Genomic DNA, 20,818 nt, shown 5'->3' with positions numbered 1-20,818 from the left:
CCTACATGGCGACAAGCGCTATACTCGCCTCTTTATCTGGAGCGGCCTGTGAATTCAGACATCGCCAATATGCGCCGACTCTGCGCGATTCGTAGCGTTGTTATCGCCGGGCAATTCGGTGCCTTGCAGTTCGCCAAATACCAGCTGGGCTGGCTCCTCCCCTACGTAACACTCGAGCTGCTGCTTGGCGTCATCGCTATTTTTGCCGCCTTTTGCTGGTGGCGCAGCTATCAGCGCTGGCCCGTTACCGACTTAGAATTTTTCGTTCAGCTGTGCATTGATGTCGCCGGCTTTACCGCCGTTCTGTACCTCTCCGGTGGCAGTAGCAACCCCTTTATCTCTTACCTGTTAGTGCCCCTGTGCATATCAGCCACAACACTGCCGCTGCGCTACACCTGGGGCCTGGTGATCGTATCGCTGCTGGCATATGGGCTACTGCTGTTTTACTTCATCCCGCTGGCGCCCCTTTCGCCCCACGCTCAGCATATGCACAACGCCCCGGCCATCAATATGCATATGGTCGGCATGTGGATGAACTTCGTGGTCAGCGCCCTGCTTATCAGCTACTTCGTATCCGCCATGGCGTCCAGCCTGCGCCAAAAAGAAAACGAGCTCGCCCAGGTGCGTGAACGCCAGCTACAAGACGAACAACTGCTCGCCGTCGCCACACTCGCGGCCGGTACGGCGCACGAACTCGGCACGCCGCTAGCCACAATTAAGGTAATTAGCGAAGACTTGCTGGACGAAATAGACGACAACTATGCCGACGATGTGGAGGCACTTAGCGAGCAAGTCGACCACTGCAAACAGATTCTCGATAAGTTGGTGAGCACCGCTCGCGACCTGAGTACCCAGCAAGCAGAAGCCACAGCAGTGGTTAGCTATATCGACGGCGTTATCGACCGCTGGCAGCTTATGCGCCCCGCCTGCGCTGTCGCCGTGTCCATTGCCGACGACTGCAAGAGCCTGTCCATCAACTTGGACGGCACCGTCTCGCAGAGTATTCTCAACCTGTTAAACAATGCCGCCGACGCCAGCCCCGACGATGTTGCGCTGGCGGTTCATCGCGACGACATTCATTTATACATAACGATTTGTGACCGCGGCCCAGGCCTGCCGGGCGCGGAGGGGCGTATTCACCGCGCCTATGTCAGCACCAAAGGAAAGGGCCTCGGGCTGGGCCTATTGCTCAGCCACGCCACGGCCGAACGCTACGGCGGCCAGCTACAGTGGCAGCGCCGCCCGGAAGGCGGCAGTCGCCTGGAGCTAAGCCTGCCGCTGGCCGCGATTACTCAGCGAAGCTATTGAGGGGATACGCCATGACCGCTAAACGCTTTTTAGTCATTGATGATGACGACGCCTTTTGCACCGCCTTGCAACGTTCGCTAACGCGCAAGGGCTATGAGGTAAAGCTGGCGAATAATCTCGATGAGGCCCGCGAATGCTGTCAGCAGTACGTTCCGAATTATGCGGTGGTGGACCTGAAAATTGACCAGGAGTCGGGTCTGAACATTATTCCCTATTTGCGCAACCGCTTCCCCGACATACGCATGCTGATGCTGACCGGCTATTCCAGCATCGCGACCGCAGTGGATGCCATAAAACTGGGTGCAGATAATTATTTGCAGAAGCCCGCTGGCACCGCCGCGATTCTCGCCGCGCTGGAGGAGAGCTCAAAGCCTGAGCCGGGGCAAGCCCTTCCCCCCAGTAACGCACCGTCGCTGGAGCGCATGACCTGGGAGCATATTCAACAGGCTCTGAAGGATAACGATGGCAATATTTCTGCCACGGCGCGGCAGCTGGGAATGCACCGGCGCACCTTGCAGCGAAAACTACAGAAGCGGCCGGTTAAGTCTTAAAAGCGGCTATATAAGTCAGCAACCCCGGGCAACACCCGGGGCAGAGATGCAAGGCCCGGCAGGGCCCAAAATTAATCGCTAACGCTGTTTCCGGCATCGAGTTCGAAGATGCGTACATTGCCGCTCACCTCGTTGCCGACAACAATGTAACCCACGCCCTCTTTCAGGAAGCCGGTCAGCCCTTCTGGACCCACATCGCCCGTTTCGTTTTGCAGGTCAGCCGCAAAATTGCGATTGTTCACATACTGCACAAACTGCACGCCGTAGGGCGAGGTCACGTCGTACACCGCAATGCCGCCGGTGCGCTCCAAACCAATAAAGGCATAGACACGCCCCAGGCTGGCGATCAGCGTCAAGCCTTCAGGCTCGGCGCCTTTGTCGTCGCTGCGGGTGTCGCGGTCGTTGGCATTATTGCCCAGCAGAGCGTGGGTCACGCGCAGCAAATCCGCGCCGGAGTCGAAGACTAAGTTGCCCTCTTCATCCCAGATCGCAAAGGACCGAGCACCGAAGGCACTGATTTCTTCAATGTCGTTGTCAGCATCGGTGTTACCCGCCTCGCTGCTCACCTTCAAGCGGCCAAGTTGGTTGTCGTCAGCGGCTGCATTTGCACTGGGGTTTGCCGGGTCGATATCCGGGCCACTCACACCATCGAGGTCACTGGCGCGCAGCTCCTCGGAAAAACCGCTGTAATCGCGGGCATCACCTTCGTTGGCGGTAACAAAGAAATTCTTACCTGCAAACTGATAGGCCGCGATCGCATCCGGCTGGTACATACCCACCACGCCCGGCCACAGCCCAAAATTAATGCTGCCGTCGTCGTTAACATCCAGCTCATTGCCCTTCACACCAAAGTCTTTGGTGCCCAGCGCGAAAATCTCGCTGACGGATTTGCTGTCGAAATCGATCACCGCTACGGCGTTGTTTTCCTGCAAGCTGACGAAGGCTTTGCTGTTGTTCAGCGCTACGCCTATGTACTCCGGCTCCAAATCCTGGGCGACGCTGGCACCCGGCCCGAACACCCGCACACCGGCGGGCAATTCGCTGGCGCGCGCACCGCCCGCATTAAATTCGCTGAAACCGATCTGTGTGACTTCCGCGGCATCAACACCGTCAGTCAGGTCGATGAGGGTTACGCTGCCTTCGGGGTCGATGCTGTAGTCATCATTGGGCTCGCCTTCATTGGCAACCAGCAAGCGCTGCGCCAGCAGGTCAAAGGTCAGCATATCCGGCCCGGCACCCACCTCGAACGTGGCCGCCAGGGTAAGGTCTTCAAGGTTGTATAGCGCGGCAATACCGTTTTGCTGACGGTCGCTGTTTTCAATAGCAACGGCAACGTGTTGTGTGCCCACAGCCACGCTGTTGATTGCACCGAGGGTCACACCGCTATCGGTGGCCGCCGCCGCAATATCGAGTTGCCCCAACAGCGTAGGCTGCAGGGGCGTTTCAATATCTAACACTTCGACAATGCCAAGCTGGGCATTGACCACAAACAGCTGGTCATTGGTGGTATCCACGGCAACAATCTCTGCCGCGCCAGTATCGGGTTGGGCATCGGCACGTTGATAGCTGGCCGACTCGGCATAATCCAGGCTTGGGCGATAGGGCGGCGTGCTGCTGATAATGAAGCTACCCAGCGGCAGAATGCTGATACGGCTGCGCGCGCCGGCACTGCTTTGGTCATACACGCCATAGCGGTTATCCGACACCACGGCGACAAACGCCGAGCTGAGTAGTGCCAGACCTTCAATATTTTCGCCGAGCGCATCAATACCCGCCGGCAGCGGCATGCTCAAACTGTCAAAGCCCAGTTGCTTCACGACAAAGGGCGCGTCGCTAATCAGGAACTGCTCTTCCAGGCTGGGCGAGGTACTCTCCTGGTCCCACTGACTGCCCAGAATACTGGTCGCATTGGCGAGGTTGATTCGGTAGTACTTACTCACGTCGCGAGCCTGCTCAACCACCACCAGGCTGTCAACATCCACGGCGGCCGCTTCGGTTACGCGCACCTCGCTTTGGCTGACAAACTCACCATTGTCCAGCGCGCCTTTACCATCGTGTTTGGTCGCAAACTGCGAGGGCGTATCCAGGCGATACAGGTATTCACCATCAACACTGGCAATGCTGCCGTCGTCATTCAACGCCAGTTTAACGATACGCACCACGCGCGAATCGGCTACCGCTGCCACGCTGGGGTTAGCCAGCGGCGCTTCCATCACAAAGTATAAGAATTCGTTGTCTGGCGTCACGGCCAAGGCTGAAATCCCGCGGTCGACTTGGCGACGAGCAAGAATACCGGGCAGGAAGCCTTCACTCACGGTGTACCCGGCAGCAACGTAGTCGACGCCACGCCCCTGAGGAACTTCGCGGCGCACAATGCGGCCGTCACTTTCCAACAACACCAGGCTGGGGCCGTATTCATCGGCCACCCAGAAGCGGCCATTATTCAGGCGCACCAGCGCCTCGGGATCGAAGCCATTGGCGCTGGTGCCCAGCTCATTGCCATTGGGGTCGTAACCCACTTCGCCTGAGCCCTCATTGGGCAGGCCGTTTACATCCGAACCGTTTTGCGTGGAAATACGAATGGTCTCAAGCTTTTCAATGCTGAGCTTGGTGCCCACACCGCTGAGTTTCCACTTTTGAATTTGCGGCGCAAACTGTGGCAGAGCGAAAACCGTACCCGCATTTCCGCCACACAAATTCGCTACACCGATAATTGCCTGGCTCTCTGAGCAGTCAAAAGTCGGACCGCGATCGCTTAAGGTGTAGAAAAAATTATTCCCTTCATCGGTCGAGCGAAATGCGCTACTGCCGATCGACAGGCTGAGATCCAAGCTGGCGCCACCTTGGAATTGCACGCTGCCGAGTGACTCCTCAACAAAAAACTGTCGCGAATTGAGTTCATAGGACAAGCTGCGGCTGCTGGAGCTACTGTCGCCACTACAGGCAGCCAGGCCGAGTGCGGCAGCGGCAAGCACCGATAGAGTTTTTGCAAAAGCCTTGGTGGATCCCATCATCAATACGCCTTAAATCAGAGGAAGGCGCCGCAGCGCCATTTATTCATTACTATTGTTGTTAAGTCACTGCCACGCACAGCAAAAGGGGGCCTGCGCAGCCCCCTTACTCATCCTCGCCCTGCCTTACAGTTGCGAGCGGCCTTTGTTCGCCGCGATGCGCAAGCGCAGTGCATTGAGCTTGATAAAGCCTTCGGCGTCTTTTTGATCATAGGCGCCGGCATCATCTTCAAAGGTGGCAATCGCTTCGTCGAACAAGGAGTTGTCTGACTTGCGACCTACTACGACCACATTGCCTTTGTAGAGTTTCAGACGCACGGTGCCATTCACAAATCCCTGCGACTCATCAATGGCAGTTTGCAGCATCCGGCGCTCGGGGCTAAACCAGTAACCGTTGTATACCAGCTTGGCGTAGCGCGGCATCAGCTCATCTTTCAGGTGGGCCGCTTCGCGGTCCAGCGTGATTGATTCGATAGCGCGGTGGGCCTTGAGCATGATGGTGCCACCCGGTGTTTCGTAACAGCCGCGCGACTTCATACCCACATAGCGGTTTTCAACCAAGTCCAAACGGCCAATACCGTTGGCGCCGCCAAGCTTGTTCAAGGTCTCAAGCATGGTCGCGGGGCTCAGGGCTTCGCCGTTCAGCGTAACCGGGTCACCGTTTTGGTAGCCGATCTCGATATAGGTTGGCTTGTCGGGCGCCGCCTCTGGGCTAACACTCCAGCGCCACATGTCTTCTTCAGGCTCCCAGTAAGGGTCTTCCAGCTTGCCGCCTTCATAGGAGATATGCAGCAGGTTGGCGTCCATAGAATAGGGCGACTTCTTCTTTTTGCTGGAGAAATCCACCGGGATATTGTGGGTCTCGCAGTAGGCCATCAGCGTTTCGCGAGAGGTCAGATCCCACTCGCGCCAGGGAGCAATCACCTGAATCCCCGGCTTCAGTGAGTACGCGCCCAGCTCGAAGCGTACCTGGTCATTCCCCTTACCTGTGGCACCGTGCGAAATGGCATCGGCGCCGGTTTCATTAGCGATCTCGATCAGGCGCTTGGCGATCAGCGGGCGGGCAATGGAGGTGCCCAGCAGGTACTCGCCTTCATAAATGGCATTGGCGCGGAACATCGGAAACACAAAGTCGCGCACGTATTCTTCGCGCAGATCATCGATGTAGATTTCTTTCACACCCAGTGCCTCAGCCTTGGCGCGGGCTGGCTCAACCTCTTCGCCCTGACCGATGTCAGCAGTAAAAGTCACCACTTCGCAGTCATAGGTTTCCTGAAGCCATCTAACAATGACCGAGGTGTCCAGGCCGCCAGAATAGGCCAGTACCACCTTGTTGATATCCGACATAACACACTCCGAAAAACGCCTGCAGGCACCTGGGCCGCAGGGTGGGAAAAAGGCCGCCATTTTAACGCTCTTTGGCCGCTGGTGCCATGCCGCAAGCCCGCTGGGGCAGGAATCATCGCAATAAATGCCCCCGCCTCAGCGCCGCGAACCGAAATTTAGCGAAAGCCGCGCCCCCTTATATTGGCGCTAGTCTTCCACTGACACCGTGGCCAGGAAGTTTTTGTACTCCGTCAGCACCTCATTGGGGGCTTCCACCTGCGGGTAGTGGCCGATGCGCGGCAGGCGCGCAAGAAAGTCCAAACGACACTCAAGCTGCTGGTAGCGCTGCACCATGTGGTCGCCGGAAACCGGATCAACCGAGCCATTAATCAGCGCCAGCGGCAGCTCCGCGCGCTGCAATGGCTCCAACCAACGCTGCCGGTGCTGCTTTCGGTCTCGCATATAGGTGATCAGGTTATGGAAGATATGCTTGCCATCATTTTCGTTGATCAACGACCAAAAGGCGTTCAACTCCGTGTCGCTGGGCTGAGTATCCGGGCCGAATACCCGGCTGAAATTCTTGCGAAATTGGGCAAAGCCCGACAGGCGATTCAGCAGCGGCCCGATCGGCGACAGCAATAATTTCTGCGTTAACAAGGCGCGATGGGTTTCCGGGAATAAGCCACCGTTTAAAAAACAGCCTGACAACCACTGCCCGACGCCGCCGCCCTCCTGCTGACGGGCTAGTAGCTCCTGCGCGACGGTGTCACCGTAATCGTGGGCCAGCACGTGATAGCGCTGCACACCCAACTCGCTGAGCACGGCCTCCACCAGATCAGCCTGTAAATGGATGCTGTAGTCGCGGCGCTTGGGCTTATCAGAAAAGCCAAACCCGAGCATATCCAAAGTAATCAGGCGGTAGTCCGGGCGCAGCCCTTCCCATAAACCCTGCCAGTCCCAACTGGATGTGGGAAAGCCGTGAATCAGAAGTATTGTCGGTTGATCTGCCGCGCCGTCATCGCGCACGAACAGACGGTGGCCCAGCACGGTCAGCATCCGCCCTTGTTCTCGCCAAAGCTGTTTGTTGGCCTCATTCCACAGTGTTTTATCGTTAGCGGCAGCCATTATTTCACCCCTTTTTATTGTTGTTGCAATCACCGTAGCCAAATCCGAACTTGACGTCTAGTTCAATTTATACTGAACTGCCTTTAGCCACCACAACAACACAAGGCTCACTAACCACTCATGAAAGCCCTGCCCACACAACAGCGCGCACTCGCCAAACGCAATGCACTGATTAGCGCCGCTGAGCACTGCTTTGCCAAACTGGGTTACGAGGGTTGTACGGCAAAAATTGTTGCTGAGCATGCCGAGGTTGCGACGGGAACCTTCTATCAGTATTTCGACAACAAAGACGACATGCTGCACACGCTGGCGGAGCAGTGGTTTTTCGAGCTCGAGCACACCCTCGATGATCACCAGAGCAGCCCGCCCACGACAGACATCGAGGCGCGCCTGGAAAACAGCCTGCGCTTTATCTACGACTTCCACGAACAGAAGCCCGAGCTCCACCAGATCTTCGAACACCGCCGCAACGTCGACGGCACGCTCGCCGACATTCTCAACCGCGGCGAAGCCAAACTGCAGCAGCACGTGGTGCAGTTTGTCCACGCGCTCAAGCTGCCCAATGCCGACCTCGTGGCCTACAACCTCTTTGCGATGGCCGAAGGCGTGGTTCATCGCCATGTATTTCACAGCGAAACAAAACAGGACAAAGATGCCGTAATTCAGCAGGCAGCCCGAATGCTCGCCAGCTACTTACATCACCCAAGCTAAACCAAAACGGGAATAACAATAATGACAAACCAACACAGCAGCATCGCCTCGACCGAAATAGAAACCCTGATCAAACAGGCCAAGGTATTTAACCGTGGCCATGACCCGGTTATCGAAGACATTGCCATCGGCAACGGCCGCGTTCTCGCCCGCGGCCCCGCGCTTGTACCCGGGCCAAACACCGAAGTCATCGACGCTAAGGGCCTGTGGGCCATGCCCGGACTCTTTGATATTCACACCCACTATGACCTGGAACTGGAGGTCGCACCGGGACTGCCCGAGTCCACCCGCCACGGCACTACCACAGTGGTGATCGCCAACTGCAGCCTGGGGCTGGCTTTCGGCGCGCAACGCGAAAACGGCGCCGACCCCATCGTTGACTGCTATGCCCGCGTCGAGAATATTCCCAAGGGCGTACTGCGAGACTGCGCCGAGAAAGTCTCCTGGCAGACCCCGGCCGAATACCTACACCATCTCGATGGCCTCGCACTCGGCCCGAATGTGGTCACCCTGCTGCCCCACTCCATGCTGCGCATTGATGCGATGGGCTTTAATGACAGCATTAGCCGCGACCCCAGCCAGGCCGAGCTCAGTGCCATGCAACGTACACTGAAAGGCGCGCTCGCCGACGGCTACGTCGGCCTTTCCACCGACGCCCTGCCCTTTCACTATCTGGCGAACCAACCCAACTGCCACAAAACCATCCCCACACAATTTGCCAAATATGGCGAGCTAAAAGCGCTCACCCAAGTGGTGCGTGACGCCGGCGGCATCTGGCAGGCAACACCGCCTAAAGATAGTGCTCTAGGCACACTGAAAACGTTTCTGCTCTCCAGCGGCCGCTTACACGGCCGCCCTCTCACCACCACCGTGGTCGCCGCACTGGATATCGCCAACAACAAGAAGATCGTTCGCCTGGCCCTGTTTTTGGCTCGAATGCTCAACAGCCGCTGGCTGAAAGGCAACTTCCACATGCAGGCCCTTGGCGCAGCGTTCAAAACCTGGGCCGACGGCGTCATTACGCCACTATCAGAGGAAATTCCCGAACTTCGCGCGCTCAATGAAACCGACTTAGAAGACCGCGCTGCGCGCCTCGCCATCCTCAATGACCCGGACTATATTCGCGCCTTTAAGCGCATGTGGATGAGCGGTAAACAGGGCTGGGGGCTGGCGCGCCTGAAGCGCAAACTCAATCTTGAGGACTACGCCTTCAATCGCACCCTTGCCGATATGACCGTCGAGCGCTGCCCCATTGAAAACTGGCAGGGCAAAGACCTGCAAACCGTGTATGAGCGCGTACTGGCAATATTGCAGCAGCGGCCACCGCAAGACCTCGGCGAAGAAGAGCGGCAGCTCGTCGAACGCGACTTCACCGCAATCAACGACGAAGCCGACTTTATGTTGCAATTGCTGCGCAGCTTTGACACCGCGCTATCGTGGAGCACGATCACCGCGAATAGAGACCCGCAAAAGGTCCGCGAGCTGATTATGAACCCGCTTCTGTTGCCCGGTTTTAACGACAGCGGCGCCCACCTCACCAACATGGCCTTTTACGATGTAAACCTGCGCTGTTTAAAGCTGGCGGCCGAAGGCGGCGACAAGGACGTGAGCTACATGGTGAAACGCCTGACCTGCGATGCCGCCGACGTATTCGGCGTCGACGGTGGCAGCATTGATGTTGGCGATACCGCAGACCTGATTTTGGTTGACCCAAAGCAACTTGCCAATTACGAGGGCCAAGCCAATGTAGAGCGGCGCTACCGCGAGGAATTCCGGCACGAGCAATTGGTCAATCGCTCCGACGGCGTGGTAACACAGGTGTTTATTGGCGGCCAAAGTGCATGGCGCGACCAGCAGTTTTCGCCGCAGCTGGGCAAGCAAAAGTTTGGCCGGCTACTGCGTCGCCGAGCGCATTAAGCCCTTCTGGCACAGCATGTTAGCACCGGGCAAGCGCGCCTAAGATGCTGTGCTACACTCAAATTGTGCATGGACCGCACACCTCTATTTCATCAACAAAAAGGATTTGGATGATGAGCTATTCACTGCCGCAACTCGCTACACTTATCAGTATGTTCTTTGTACTGGCGCTGACTTTCTCGGCCCCAGCCAGCGCACTGAATGTCAACACAGCCACGGCTGCCGAGCTCACGGAGCTAAAGGGCGTGGGCCCAAAACGTGCGCAAGCCATTGTGCGTTACCGGGAACAACACGGCCCATTCCAAGACCGCGAAGCCCTGCTCGACGTGCCCGGTGTTGGCAAAAAAGTGTTGAAGGATAACCTCGCAATCATTGAACTGGAGGCGCGAAACACCACCGCAAGCAAGTAAGGCCGTTGGCACTGGCAGCACTGCCAGTGCCCTGCTTCCTTGCAACGCCCCCCTCTGCAAAGCCATCCCCCCTCACAAACTGATCAGAGCCAGTTTGTGAAAAGCGCTTGATCCAAGTCAGCTCAGCCTCGGCTGCGGCCCCGTAGTGTTAGTTTTTGATTGACTTCAATGGGTAGCACCATGCACTACAAAAAAATGGCTGGCACGGCCGCCGTATTCGTTCTCGCCGACCAACATGCCAACAAGCCCATTGAGCGGCAGGGCGAAATATGGAGCGCGCAGGAACTTCACCTCGACACCACCCCCGCTGCCCTTACCAGCAAACCCAGCATGGCCAGCAGCCTCGCTCTGGAAGGTCTGGAAAGCTACGACCCACCCCGCCACGGCGATGTGCGCGAGGTCAGCGCATTGAATGCGAGTTTTGTGTACATCGAGGCCATCAAGGGCTGGGTGGAGTTAGCGTTGGATACGGAAACCCCCTGACACAGGGAGCGCAGCGGCCGTATATAGGCTTTACTTACCGCGAGCCTGCGGCTTTTTTCTGATGTAAATCACCTTGCGCACCCGCGATACAAGTTGCTCGGAGGCATCGACAATATCGACGGTGAAATGGGCAAAGTACTTGTCGCCGTTTGCAGTGTTATCGCGAATATTCTGGATATCTTCATCTGAAATGGTCATCACCGCCGTGACTTTGGACTGCCCCGGTTTGATAAATTCGATATCTGCAGATTTATCCCATATCAAATAGTCTTTGCCGAAAATCTGCATGAGCAGCAGCATAATGTGGGGGTCAACCATCGAATACAGGCTGCCGCCAAAATGCGTGCCCACCGCGTTGCGGTTATACCAGCGCAAAGGCATAGAGACCTGCAACTGCTGCCAATCCTGACTGACGTAGTCCACCTTTACACCCGCGCCGATGTATGGCGGATAACAATTAAGCATCAATTTAAATAGCCGCGGGGACAACTTCATATCGTCTACCTTACTGTCTGTAAAAAACGGCAGAGGCGTGTATTACCCGCCAGCCGCGCACCAAGCAACGCACACTAACCGATTTATCAAAGGCGTGATAGCGCCGCCGGCCGTTTGCGCATTTAGCGTCAGGGCGGGGAAAAGGCATTCATCGTATCCAGGGGCGCAGGGCAGTTTCCGACATAAAGTCCATAAAACAGCGTACCCGGCGAGAGTCGCGCAGGTCAGTATGAGTTAGCAACCACAGCTCGGTGGTCACCAATGGCTCATCGCAAGCGGGCAGAAGCTCAGGGTAGCGCGCGGCGATGGGCGCCGTCATTAAGCCGAGCACAACACCCTGCCGAACCATCGCCACCAACTGGCTGTTGCTATTGGTACGCAAGGTGATTTGCGGATCGTCGACCATATTGCGGAAGTAGCGATCGCCGTGATTGCTGTCAAAGGCCGCCTGCCAAATGCCCCAAGAGGCCTTATTCAACTCACCGTCGATGCTCTCCAGATACTCCCGTGTGCCATAGGCAAACAGGGAAATATCCGTCAGTTTTCGCCCTACCAATAACTCCGGAGGCTGGTCGGTGATGCGGATAAGAATATCTGCCTGAGACTGGTTCAGGTTATGTTGCGCCGAGGTGGCATACACGGTGAGCTCGATATCCGGGTATCGCCGCATAAAATCAGCTAACGGCGCCGACAGGTCGATCAATGTGGCCTCGGGAATCGACAGCGTTAAGGGACCGGCCAGCACATCGGACTGGCCGCGCATTTTCCGCTCGAAATTAATACAGCGTTCTTCCACCGCTTCGGCGTCGCTCATCAGGCGTTCGCCGGCAATAGTCAGGCGGTAGCCACTCTGGAGGCGGTCAAAGAGCTTTACCTTGCGCCGCGTTTCCAAGCGGTCGATACGGCGAGCCACGGTGACATGGGTCACACCCAGTTTGCGCGCCGCACTACTGAGCGAGCCGCTGCGCGCGAGCACCGTGAAGTAGCGAATATCATCCCAGTCCATTTGTACATTTTCTCACAATAATTGTTATTTCATTGAACTAACTATAACAGCGCAGTCTTTCGTAGACTGTAGCGATTCCATTAATTCTGGAGGTTGATGTATGCACAGTGTGCAAGATGCTCAGGCCCTGGCGCTTCGCTATGCGCAGATTGTCGACGACCGAAGGTTCGACGCCATGCGCGAGCTACTCGTCGACGACTTTATCCAGCGCGGCCCAGAGTGGCTTTGTGAGAGTGCCGATGCCTTTGTCGGCATGCTGAATCTACTCGCCGATAACTATAGTGCGACCTTTCATTTGGTTGGCAATCAGCTGGGCGAGTGGCAAGGCGACCGCTACGAAGGCGAAACCTACTGCATTGCCTCCCATATCTACGAAAAGGCCGGTCAGGGACGAAAACTGGACATGGGGATTCGCTACCAGGAACAGGTGGTCTACGCCGAAGGGGCTTACCGCTACGCCCGCCGGGACGTGACCGTGGTGTGGACCAGCGATCACCCGCTCGATAGCTAAATTCCATTTACACGCACAATAACGAGAGCATAACTATGAACGTACTTGTTGTCGGTGGCTCCGGCTTGATTGGCGGCGACGCGGCCCTCTATCTGAAATCACACGCTCATAACGTGACTATTATGGCGCGTAACAAGCCAACAGCACCGACTCTGGCTGCCCTGCCTTTTTTGCAGGGAGACTATGTCAACGACGATATGGGCGACGGCCGTCTAAAAGGCTTTGATGCCATAGTCTTCGCGGCCGCAGCTGATATCCGACAACTGCCGATGGATGGCAGCGTCACGCCGGACGACTTCTACCGGGAAGTGAACGATAACGCGGTACCACGTTTTTTTGCCGCCGCTCGCGAGGCCGGTGTGCGCCGCGCCGTATACATTGGCACCTTCTACCCGCAAGTGGCAGCGCATCGTATTGGCGAGTGCCCCTATGTGACGTCGCGCAGCAATACCGATGAGGCGGTGCGCGCAATGAGCAGCGACAACTTCACCGTATGCAGCCTGAATTTACCCTTTGTTATGGGGCACATACCGGGACTGGATATCCCCCATATTGGCGCGCTGGTGGCCTACGCCAGCGGCGCCTTAGAGCTGCCGGTGTTTGCCCCCAAGGGCGGCACAAACCACATTAGCTCTCACTCGGTGGCCCAGGCGACGTTGGCAGCATTGGATCACGGCGAATCAGGCCGGGCCTATTTGCTGGGCGATGAGAATTACAGCTGGAAGGAATACCTCGAACTCTGGTTCGAAGCAGCGGGCAACCCGCAAACGCTCGAGATCCGGGAGGACGACCACCCGCTTCTGCCAAATGTGATTATGTTTGCCGGCGCCGGTGCAACGGTTAGCTATGAGCCTGAAGCCGTTGACGAACTGGGCTACGACCGCCATCAGATCAAAGCGACAATCAACACTCTGATAAACGCCTACGGCGGGAAGTGATCGCTATTACGCAATAGGCCGTCAGCGAGCGTGGCTGGCGGCCTGCTCACTGTGTCACCAATAGCGTTTGGTAAGCTGGCGGCGCCTTCCGCGCAATGCATCACAACCAGAACCGACCGGCCACCGTAGAAAGAGGACATGTTTACAAGGACCACACCATGTTTTCGCTCTTCAAGAAAGACCCCGTTGCTAAGCTCAACAAGGCGTATCTGGCCAAACTGGAAAAAGCGATGCACGCGCAGCGCAATGGCGATATTAAAGCGTATTCGATGATCACCACCGAAGCCGAGCAGATAGCCGCTGAGATGCAACAGCTCAAAGACGCCGAACAAAGCGATAGTTGATCAAAGGAAGGAAAAATTGCTGTCGGTAACTATAGACCTAGGATCAGTACTTGGCTGACCAACGTTACAACCAGCGATGCCTCTACACCAACTTACCGAATGCGCTTAACATTGTGATGGTCGAGAACGATAGGAAACTGCGGCCCTTTCAGGTGGCAACACAGCAATTACGTAACGGTAATTAAGCCAACATTACCAAGGGGGAGAAACGGCTAAATAAAACCGAAAGCTGTAGCGACTGAAACGCTACCAAAGCCCAGGGTCATTGAGCGCCTCAACACACTGTGTGGGGCCACTCATCGCCTGAACCGCACCGCCATAGAGCGAGCGCCAACCAGCCAATCGGCTGACTCAAGGGACATGGGGCTTTTACTATCGCTTCGGTAATCTGCTCAAAGCCCACTTTGGAATAATAGCCAGGGTCGCCATAGGTAAACACCAACTCAACTCCAAGCGACTTCAGATGATCCAAACCGTATCGAATAAGCGCCTGGCCAACCCCTTTGCCCTGCACATCCGTCGACACCGCAACTGGCGACAAAATAAAGGCACGCTGCCCGCTCGGCACAATAAGCTGACTAAAGAAAATACCGCCAACAACAGCATCGCCTTCCCATGCAGTAAAGCCAATAACCTCAGACGGGGGTGTTGTTGAAATCAGCTCCTTAACGAAATCCGCAATAATCTGCCCTTCTGCCTCTCCTTCAGCATCTGAGAAACCCCGCTGAAACAGCGCGACAACGGGGTTCACATCGGAATCATTGAATAATGCAAGTCTCATCTAACTAGTTGCTCTCAGTGCGAACGACTGCTTGAAACATGTAACGCATTCCGGTTTCTCTCACACTGTCGAGTCAGGCTCGGCATGATTATTCTGCGTTAGCTACCAGAAAGCGCACATCAAATTGGGGGAACGACAGCCCGCCAGTCTTAACTCGTTAATCGCCCCAATCATCGCGATCTTCGAGTAAGAAATTTCGCAGCTCACGTTCGCTGCGCAGAACATATAAGATGAAAATCTTCTTCTCGGCGTGGCGATAAAAAATTCGACAGGGATTGCATACAACTTCACGATAGCGGCTATCTGTCAGTTCCTCGGGAACCTTGCCAGAGCTTGGGTGTTCTTTGAGGCGCTCTACAGCAGAGAACACCCGCTGTACCAGTTCACGCGCTGCTGTAAGATTTTCTATCGCTATGTATTCCGCGATTTCGTTCAGGTCAGATAGGGCCGGCTCAGTCCAGATTAACTCAGCCATTTTTTCATTTTGGCTTTGGCTTCATTATGAGTCAGCGCCCTGCCTTCTTGAACAGCGGACTCTCCTCGAGCGATACCTTCCAAAATTATCATTCTACGCTGAAGGGCTTCAAAGTCTTCGACATCAACAAGATAGGCAGATGGCTTGCCATGCTCTGTGATTAGCACAGGCTCTTTGGATTTATGAAGTTCAGACAATATTTTGGTTGCCTGGCGCTTCAATGTAGTCACTAATTCAGTCTTCATAAAAAGTGACACTACTCTATCACTTCATGCTTTACAAGGGCATTTATGCTCGGCACAAGAGCGGCTTGCCCATAGTAAAGAGGCGGATAAGCCGCGCAGTTTAGCGTAGCGATAGGTCGCCACTTGTCAGGCGCGCTTTGGGCGGTTCACTACATGGATTTTCACGCACGCACGACACAAAAGCCCATTACGGAAGCTCTCTCCAGAGCCAAGAAGCTACAAACTCAGAGATTTCGCCATACTTGCCTACCTCCAGGTTGAAATAGGCGTCTACTAACTAGCGGGAGGTTCCGCCACGTACTGCTGCGACTGGTTATGTGTTTAGCGCCTTGGCACAGTAGCCCGAGGCATTTTTATAATCCGGATCGGCGTAGAGGACTGTATCTTTGCCAGCAGCATAGGGCGAATGAACCGTTATCGATTTAGGGTGCTGCTCTTTCAATATCAGTTTGGTGCCGTCCTGAATCTGGATCTTGCCCCCTGAAAATTTTACTTTCTGCAGAACGTCAGCGATGCCGTAGGAATAGCAGAACAAACCATATCCGTCGGACTGCCATTTCATAGTGACAAGGTAAGGCCCCATATTTCCCATCCATGAACCAGCAAGACCTTCAGGCACTGGCTCAGGTGTGACCGCCACGAAGTTATTATTCATCATGTCACTCATGGGCGACTGGCAACCCGCGAGAATGATTACAAAACCAGCAACTAAGCCCTGCTTAAAAACTTTCATGGAACTCCCTTTTCTCAGGTTCAGAACACATAACATTGGTATACCGCGCACGCTCAGCTTTTCCCAACGTCAGCTAGCGTAAAAACCTCGTAACGCTATGATTTTAAATACAAATGGGCGTTAACGGGGGAATCGCTTATCGGGATAAACGCGCATGCGCTTAATCTTGTAGGTGGGGCTTCATAGATTGCCCGTATTTCCTTATGTGGCTGTTTTGCTTCGACCGTAGCTAATGTTTATGACTACGCACATTCCTTGCAGGGATACTTAGCATAAAACCTGAACACCCAAAACACTAGCCAAGGCAGCACATCAATTATTATATGCGGCGCTTGCAGAAGGCTGTATTCGCGGGTCTATATAAGATATCGAAGGGAAAATAGCGGCGCCTGGGCTTTAAGGCGGGGAGGATGCTTGGCGCGAAACAGCGCCAAGCGGGTAAGCGCGTGTGCTAGCCCTGCATCATTTCAATAATGGCGGAGAAGTCTCGCTGGGCATTGCCGTCTTTGCCGGCAAAGCTGGCGTAGAGGCTGCGCGCCAATGCACCCATGGGCACGGCGCTTTGGGTTTTCAGGCTGTTTTCCATTGCCAGCCCAAGGTCTTTGAGCATCAGCTGGGCCATAAAGCCGGGCTGGTAGTCGTTGCTGGCTGGGGTGGCCGGCATAACGCCGGGTACCGGGTTGTAGTTTTGCAGTGACCAGTTGTCGCCAGAGCTGTTCTTCATAATCTCTGACAATACGCTTGCATCCAGGCCGTTGTTTAAGCCCAGCTGCAGTGCTTCGGCGGTGCCGACCATATGCACGGCCAGCAGCATGTTGTTGCACATTTTGGCGATTTGGCCAGCGCCGTGGTCACCCGCGTGGAAGATTTTTTTACCCATCCCCGCCAGGATTTTTTCTGCGCGGGCAAAGCCCGCCTCGCTGCCGCCGCACATAAAGGCGAGTGTGCCCGCCTGCGCGGCTTTTACGCCACCGGATACCGGCGCGTCTAACATATCCAGCCCTGCGGCCTCGGCCGCCGCGCCAACTTCGCGGGCAGTTTCGGCGTCGATGGTGCTGCAGTCGAGGATGAGCGTGCCTTTTTGCGCCTTGGCAATCAGGCCTGCCTCGCCAAGGTACAAACCAGCCACGTGTTTGCCAGCGGGGAGCATACTAAGAATCACTTCGGCGCCGTCGATGGCCGCTTCAGCAGTGCTGGCACACTGCGCGCCCTGCTCGGCTAGCGCTTGCATAGCGGACTGAGACAGATCAAAAACCGTGAGGCTGTGACCTGCCTTGAGTAGATTGGCCGCCATTGGGCCACCCATATTTCCCAAGCCGATAAATGCAATGCTGCTCATGGTGTTCTCCTTATTGCGGCCCTTGGAAGGCTCGGCGGTATGGTTATAAATCGTGCAGTGGATGTTCTGACCAAGGGGCTTCGAAGTAAGCGCCTACTTCGGCGCTGTCTATCGCTTCGTAGCTGCTGTGGCGCCACTGGGGATTTTTATCTTTGTCGATTAACAAGGCGCGCACACCCTCGGCGAAGTCGCTGTTACGCACTACATTAGTGGACAGCACTAGCTCAGCGCGAAATACCTCGCGCAGGCTCAGGCCGTCGGCGCGGCGCAATTGCTCCAGGATTAGGCGTGCGCTCAACGGCGAACCCGCAGACAAGGTTGCAGCCGCTTTTTGCAGCCAGGGGTTGTCGCTGGATAGCTCGGTGATGGCCTTGATGGCGGCAATATCATCTCCCTCGCAGAGCTGATTAATTATTGGCGCCGCAGGCTCGACGTTGGCCTCGGGAAGCGCCGCTTGCGAGGCTTCTATATGGCTGGCCATCAGGCTGTACAGGCGCTCGTGATTGTCGCTGACATCGTCCGACCACAGCTCGTTGGCCATCGCTGCCAACACGTCGTCGCGGCGGCTGTTTTCAATAAAGCCCTCGGCCAAGCCGAGGTACAGGGCGTCGCGGCCATTGAAAGACGCGCCGGTTAGCGCCAGGAAGCGGCCGCAATGGCCGGGCATGCGATTAAGGAAATAACTGCCACCCACGTCGGGATAGAGGCCGATGGTAATTTCCGGCATGGCCAGACGGGATTTTTCGGTGACAACGCGGTAACTGCCCGCCGCAAAGATACCCAAGCCACCGCCCATAACAATGCCGTGCCCCCACACCACAACGGGTTTGGCGAACTGGTGCAGCGCGTAGTCGAGGCGATATTCCTGCTCGAAAAACCGCTCGGCGTATTCGCAGGGGCCGCCCGGTGTTTCGGTTGCGGAGCGATACAAGGCCTGCACGTCGCCACCTGCACAGAAGGCTTTTTCACCGGCAGCGGTAATAAACAGGCAGGCGATATCGCGACGGTCTCGCCACTCGGCCAGCTGCGTTAGCATGGCCTCGACCATGCCGAGGTTAAGGGAGTTCAGCGTTTTTTCTACATTGAGGGTGACAATGCCCAGCTTCTGGCCGCTGGCGGTGTCGCGCTCTTCAAATAGTACGTCCTGGCTTGTGCTCATTAGGCGTTTTTCCACTCCGGTTGCCGTTTTTCCAAGAAGGCATTCACGCCCTCTTTTTGGTCGACGGTATCAAACAGTTGCACAAAACGCTCGCGCTCCAGAATCAGCCCTTTTGGCATGACGGCATCGCGCGCTTCGTGGATTAACGCTTTGCAGAAGCTGACGGCCACTGGGCTTTGCTGGGCAACAGCGCTTGCCATATCCAGCGCCGCCTGCAGGGACTCGCCACGGGGCACTAGCTCTTCAACCAAGCCGATGCGATGCGCCGTTTCGGCATTCACTCGCTCGCCACACAGAATCATGCGTTTGGCCCAGCCCGCACCCACCAGCGCGGTAAGACGCTGAGTGCCACCCGCGCAGGGCAGCAGGCCAACCTTGGCCTCGGGCAGTGCCATTTGCGCCTGCTCTTCGGCGATACGAATGTCGCAGGCCAGCGCACATTCCAAACCACCGCCCATCGCAAAGCCGTTAATGGCAGCAATGCTCACGCCGCGAAAATCGGCTAAGGCTTCAAACGCCTGACCAAACTTCAGGCCGATATCTTGCGCCACGGCTTTGTCGCCGCTGGCAAACATTTTCAGGTCGGCCCCGGCCGAGAAGAATTTTTCGCCGCTGCCGGTGATCACCAAGGCGTAGATATTTTTGTCGGCGTTGAGCGCAGCAATCAGCGTTTTCAGACCACTCAAGGATTCAGCATCCCAGGTGTTGGCGGCGGGGTTATTGATGGTTACCACGGCTGTGTGGCCCTGCACGTCAAGCTGTAATTTTTCAGTTGGGCTCATGCTCATTTAATCACCTCCAGTGCGCCTTCCATTAAGATTCGGCGGGCGATAATCACCCGCATAATTTCGTTGGTACCCTCCAGAATTTGATGCACGCGACTGTCGCGCAGGTGCCGCTCCAAGGGGTACTCGCGTATGTAGCCGTAACCGCCGTGCAGCTGCAGCGCGGCATTGCACACGTCAAAGCCCACGTCGGTGGCAAAGCGCTTGGCCATGGCGCAGTAGCTGCTGGCCTCGGGGTGGCCGGTGTCGAGTTTAAACGCCGCCAGCCTGACCATTTGCCGCGCGGCAACAAGCTGGGTGGCCATATCGGCCAGGGTAAATTGGGTGTTTTGAAAATCGGCAATGGCTTGGCCAAATTGCTCACGCTCTTTCACGTAGGCGGTTGCCGTTTCCAGCGCGGCTTGCGCGGTGCCAATAGAGCAGGTGGCAATATTAATGCGGCCGCCGTCCAGGCCTTGCATTGCAATGCGAAAGCCCTGCCCCTCCTCGCCGAGGCGGTTGCCGGCGGGCACCCGCACATTGTCGAAGGTAACCGTGGCGGTGGGCTGGCTGTTCCAGCCCATTTTTTCTTCCGGCTTACCGTAGCTGATGCCCGCACTATCGGCGGGAATGGCAAAGGCGCTAATACCTTTGGGGCCAGGCTCGCCGGTGCGCAGCATGGCAACCAGTACGTCGGTGGCACCGGCGCCAGAGATGAACATTTTGCTGCCATTCACAATGTAGTGGTCACCCTCGCGGCGAGCAGTGCTGCGCAGGTTGCCCGCATCGGAGCCGGCACCGGGCTCGGTAAGGCAGTAGGAAGCCAGCGCCTCGCCAGTCACCAAAGCCGGGCACAGTGCTTCAACCAACTCAGGCTGGCCGTAATGACCGATCATGCTGGTGGCCATATTATGGATGGTTAAAAACGCCGCCGTGGAGGTGCAGCCGCGGGCCAGCTCTTCAACGATCAGGCTGGTATCCAAACGACTCATGCCCAAGCCCCCGGCAGATTCCGGGGTATACATGCCCATGAACCCCAGCTCTCCGGCTTGACGCAGTGCGTCTTTAGGGAAGATGTGTTCGGCGTCCCACTTTGCGGCGTTGGGCATGAACACGCCCTCGGCAAACTGGCGCGCACTCAGGGCATAGGCCTGCTGGTCGTCGTTTAATTCAAAATCCATAACTG

Annotated in this window: 22 protein-coding genes; 9 read left to right on the top strand and 13 right to left on the bottom strand. The window is 56.2% G+C overall.

The window, feature by feature from the left end:
* The first annotated feature begins 48 nt into the window (after positions 1-48).
* Complete coding sequence (locus AC2Q8J_RS13110) at positions 49-1,308, top strand: ATP-binding protein (protein WP_286694647.1); 1,260 nt, start codon at positions 49-51, stop codon at positions 1,306-1,308.
* An 11-nt stretch (positions 1,309-1,319) separates the two neighbouring features.
* Positions 1,320-1,859, top strand: a complete 540-nt coding sequence (locus AC2Q8J_RS13105; RefSeq protein WP_204996277.1) for a response regulator transcription factor — start codon at positions 1,320-1,322, stop codon at positions 1,857-1,859.
* A 71-nt stretch (positions 1,860-1,930) separates the two neighbouring features.
* Here AC2Q8J_RS13105 and AC2Q8J_RS13100 read toward each other — a convergent pair whose 3' ends face one another.
* From AC2Q8J_RS13100 to AC2Q8J_RS13090, 3 genes are all read right to left on the bottom strand, one after another.
* Positions 1,931-4,873: a choice-of-anchor I family protein gene (locus AC2Q8J_RS13100; RefSeq protein ID WP_486451499.1), complete on the bottom strand. Its 2,943-nt coding sequence runs from the start codon at positions 4,871-4,873 to the stop codon at positions 1,931-1,933.
* A gap of 123 nt (positions 4,874-4,996) precedes the next feature.
* Positions 4,997-6,217 (bottom strand): argininosuccinate synthase, encoded by a 1,221-nt coding sequence (locus AC2Q8J_RS13095; protein ID WP_204996275.1) that lies wholly within the window; start codon positions 6,215-6,217, stop codon positions 4,997-4,999.
* A 186-nt stretch (positions 6,218-6,403) separates the two neighbouring features.
* Positions 6,404-7,321 (bottom strand): alpha/beta fold hydrolase, encoded by a 918-nt coding sequence (locus tag AC2Q8J_RS13090; protein WP_486451498.1) that lies wholly within the window; start codon positions 7,319-7,321, stop codon positions 6,404-6,406.
* Between the two features lie 120 nt (positions 7,322-7,441).
* Between AC2Q8J_RS13090 and AC2Q8J_RS13085 the strand changes: the two genes are divergently transcribed.
* The 4 genes from AC2Q8J_RS13085 to AC2Q8J_RS13070 all read left to right on the top strand — a co-directional run bounded on the left by AC2Q8J_RS13085 (position 7,442) and on the right by AC2Q8J_RS13070 (position 10,842).
* Positions 7,442-8,032: a TetR/AcrR family transcriptional regulator gene (locus tag AC2Q8J_RS13085; RefSeq protein WP_374972592.1), complete on the top strand. Its 591-nt coding sequence runs from the start codon at positions 7,442-7,444 to the stop codon at positions 8,030-8,032.
* 21 nt (positions 8,033-8,053) lie between these two features.
* Positions 8,054-9,949 carry an N-acyl-D-amino-acid deacylase family protein gene (locus AC2Q8J_RS13080; protein ID WP_486451497.1) on the top strand — a complete coding sequence of 632 codons (1,896 nt, stop codon included), beginning with the start codon at positions 8,054-8,056 and terminating at the stop codon, positions 9,947-9,949.
* Between the two features lie 110 nt (positions 9,950-10,059).
* Positions 10,060-10,359, top strand: a complete 300-nt coding sequence (locus AC2Q8J_RS13075; RefSeq protein WP_486451496.1) for a ComEA family DNA-binding protein — start codon at positions 10,060-10,062, stop codon at positions 10,357-10,359.
* A gap of 180 nt (positions 10,360-10,539) precedes the next feature.
* Positions 10,540-10,842, top strand: coding sequence for a hypothetical protein (locus AC2Q8J_RS13070; protein WP_486451495.1), 303 nt, complete (start codon positions 10,540-10,542; stop codon positions 10,840-10,842).
* Between the two features lie 30 nt (positions 10,843-10,872).
* Here AC2Q8J_RS13070 and AC2Q8J_RS13065 read toward each other — a convergent pair whose 3' ends face one another.
* Both AC2Q8J_RS13065 and AC2Q8J_RS13060 read right to left on the bottom strand, forming a co-directional pair.
* Positions 10,873-11,337 carry a DUF4442 domain-containing protein gene (locus AC2Q8J_RS13065; protein ID WP_486451494.1) on the bottom strand — a complete coding sequence of 155 codons (465 nt, stop codon included), beginning with the start codon at positions 11,335-11,337 and terminating at the stop codon, positions 10,873-10,875.
* 148 nt (positions 11,338-11,485) lie between these two features.
* Positions 11,486-12,343 (bottom strand): LysR family transcriptional regulator, encoded by an 858-nt coding sequence (locus tag AC2Q8J_RS13060; protein WP_486451493.1) that lies wholly within the window; start codon positions 12,341-12,343, stop codon positions 11,486-11,488.
* Between the two features lie 100 nt (positions 12,344-12,443).
* Here AC2Q8J_RS13060 and AC2Q8J_RS13055 point away from each other — a divergent pair, with 100 nt between their 5' ends.
* The 3 genes from AC2Q8J_RS13055 (at position 12,444) to AC2Q8J_RS13045 (ending at position 14,136) form a co-directional block, all read left to right on the top strand.
* On the top strand, positions 12,444-12,854 hold the full coding sequence (locus AC2Q8J_RS13055; RefSeq protein ID WP_486451492.1) for a nuclear transport factor 2 family protein: 411 nt from the start codon (positions 12,444-12,446) through the stop codon (positions 12,852-12,854).
* A gap of 35 nt (positions 12,855-12,889) precedes the next feature.
* A complete protein-coding gene (locus tag AC2Q8J_RS13050; protein WP_486451491.1) occupies positions 12,890-13,792 on the top strand; it encodes an NAD-dependent epimerase/dehydratase family protein in 903 nt (300 codons plus the stop codon).
* A gap of 158 nt (positions 13,793-13,950) precedes the next feature.
* Entirely contained in the window at positions 13,951-14,136 is a 186-nt protein-coding gene (locus AC2Q8J_RS13045; RefSeq protein WP_486451490.1) for a DUF6435 family protein, read from the top strand.
* Positions 14,137-14,410: 274 nt separating this feature from the next.
* On the opposite strand, the gene AC2Q8J_RS13040 is transcribed toward AC2Q8J_RS13045, so the two are convergent.
* The 8 genes from AC2Q8J_RS13040 to AC2Q8J_RS13005 form a co-directional block, all read right to left on the bottom strand.
* The gene (locus tag AC2Q8J_RS13040; protein ID WP_486451489.1) at positions 14,411-14,917 is read right to left on the bottom strand and encodes a GNAT family N-acetyltransferase; all 507 of its coding nucleotides are present in this window, start codon (positions 14,915-14,917) and stop codon (positions 14,411-14,413) included.
* 157 nt (positions 14,918-15,074) lie between these two features.
* The gene (locus tag AC2Q8J_RS13035) at positions 15,075-15,392 is read right to left on the bottom strand and encodes a type II toxin-antitoxin system RelE/ParE family toxin (protein WP_486451488.1); all 318 of its coding nucleotides are present in this window, start codon (positions 15,390-15,392) and stop codon (positions 15,075-15,077) included.
* Positions 15,380-15,637 carry a type II toxin-antitoxin system Phd/YefM family antitoxin gene (locus AC2Q8J_RS13030; RefSeq protein WP_204996256.1) on the bottom strand — a complete coding sequence of 86 codons (258 nt, stop codon included), beginning with the start codon at positions 15,635-15,637 and terminating at the stop codon, positions 15,380-15,382. Before AC2Q8J_RS13030 ends, AC2Q8J_RS13035 begins: the two co-directional genes overlap by 13 nt.
* A 313-nt stretch (positions 15,638-15,950) precedes the next feature.
* On the bottom strand, positions 15,951-16,370 hold the full coding sequence (locus AC2Q8J_RS13025) for a J517_1871 family lipoprotein (RefSeq protein WP_486451487.1): 420 nt from the start codon (positions 16,368-16,370) through the stop codon (positions 15,951-15,953).
* A 451-nt stretch (positions 16,371-16,821) separates the two neighbouring features.
* Entirely contained in the window at positions 16,822-17,709 is an 888-nt protein-coding gene (gene mmsB, locus AC2Q8J_RS13020; RefSeq protein ID WP_486451486.1) for a 3-hydroxyisobutyrate dehydrogenase, read from the bottom strand.
* A gap of 43 nt (positions 17,710-17,752) precedes the next feature.
* Positions 17,753-18,868: an enoyl-CoA hydratase/isomerase family protein gene (locus AC2Q8J_RS13015; protein ID WP_486451485.1), complete on the bottom strand. Its 1,116-nt coding sequence runs from the start codon at positions 18,866-18,868 to the stop codon at positions 17,753-17,755.
* Positions 18,868-19,656, bottom strand: coding sequence for an enoyl-CoA hydratase (locus AC2Q8J_RS13010; protein WP_286694677.1), 789 nt, complete (start codon positions 19,654-19,656; stop codon positions 18,868-18,870). Before AC2Q8J_RS13010 ends, AC2Q8J_RS13015 begins: the two co-directional genes overlap by 1 nt.
* Entirely contained in the window at positions 19,653-20,813 is a 1,161-nt protein-coding gene (locus AC2Q8J_RS13005; RefSeq protein ID WP_486451484.1) for an acyl-CoA dehydrogenase family protein, read from the bottom strand. The genes AC2Q8J_RS13010 and AC2Q8J_RS13005 overlap by 4 nt, the downstream gene beginning before the upstream one ends.
* Positions 20,814-20,818: the final 5 nt, after the last annotated feature.

Source organism: Spongiibacter sp. C9W, assembly GCF_057370015.1.
Note: the sequence above shows the minus strand (reverse complement) of the source record. Positions and strands in the feature narration are given on the sequence as shown.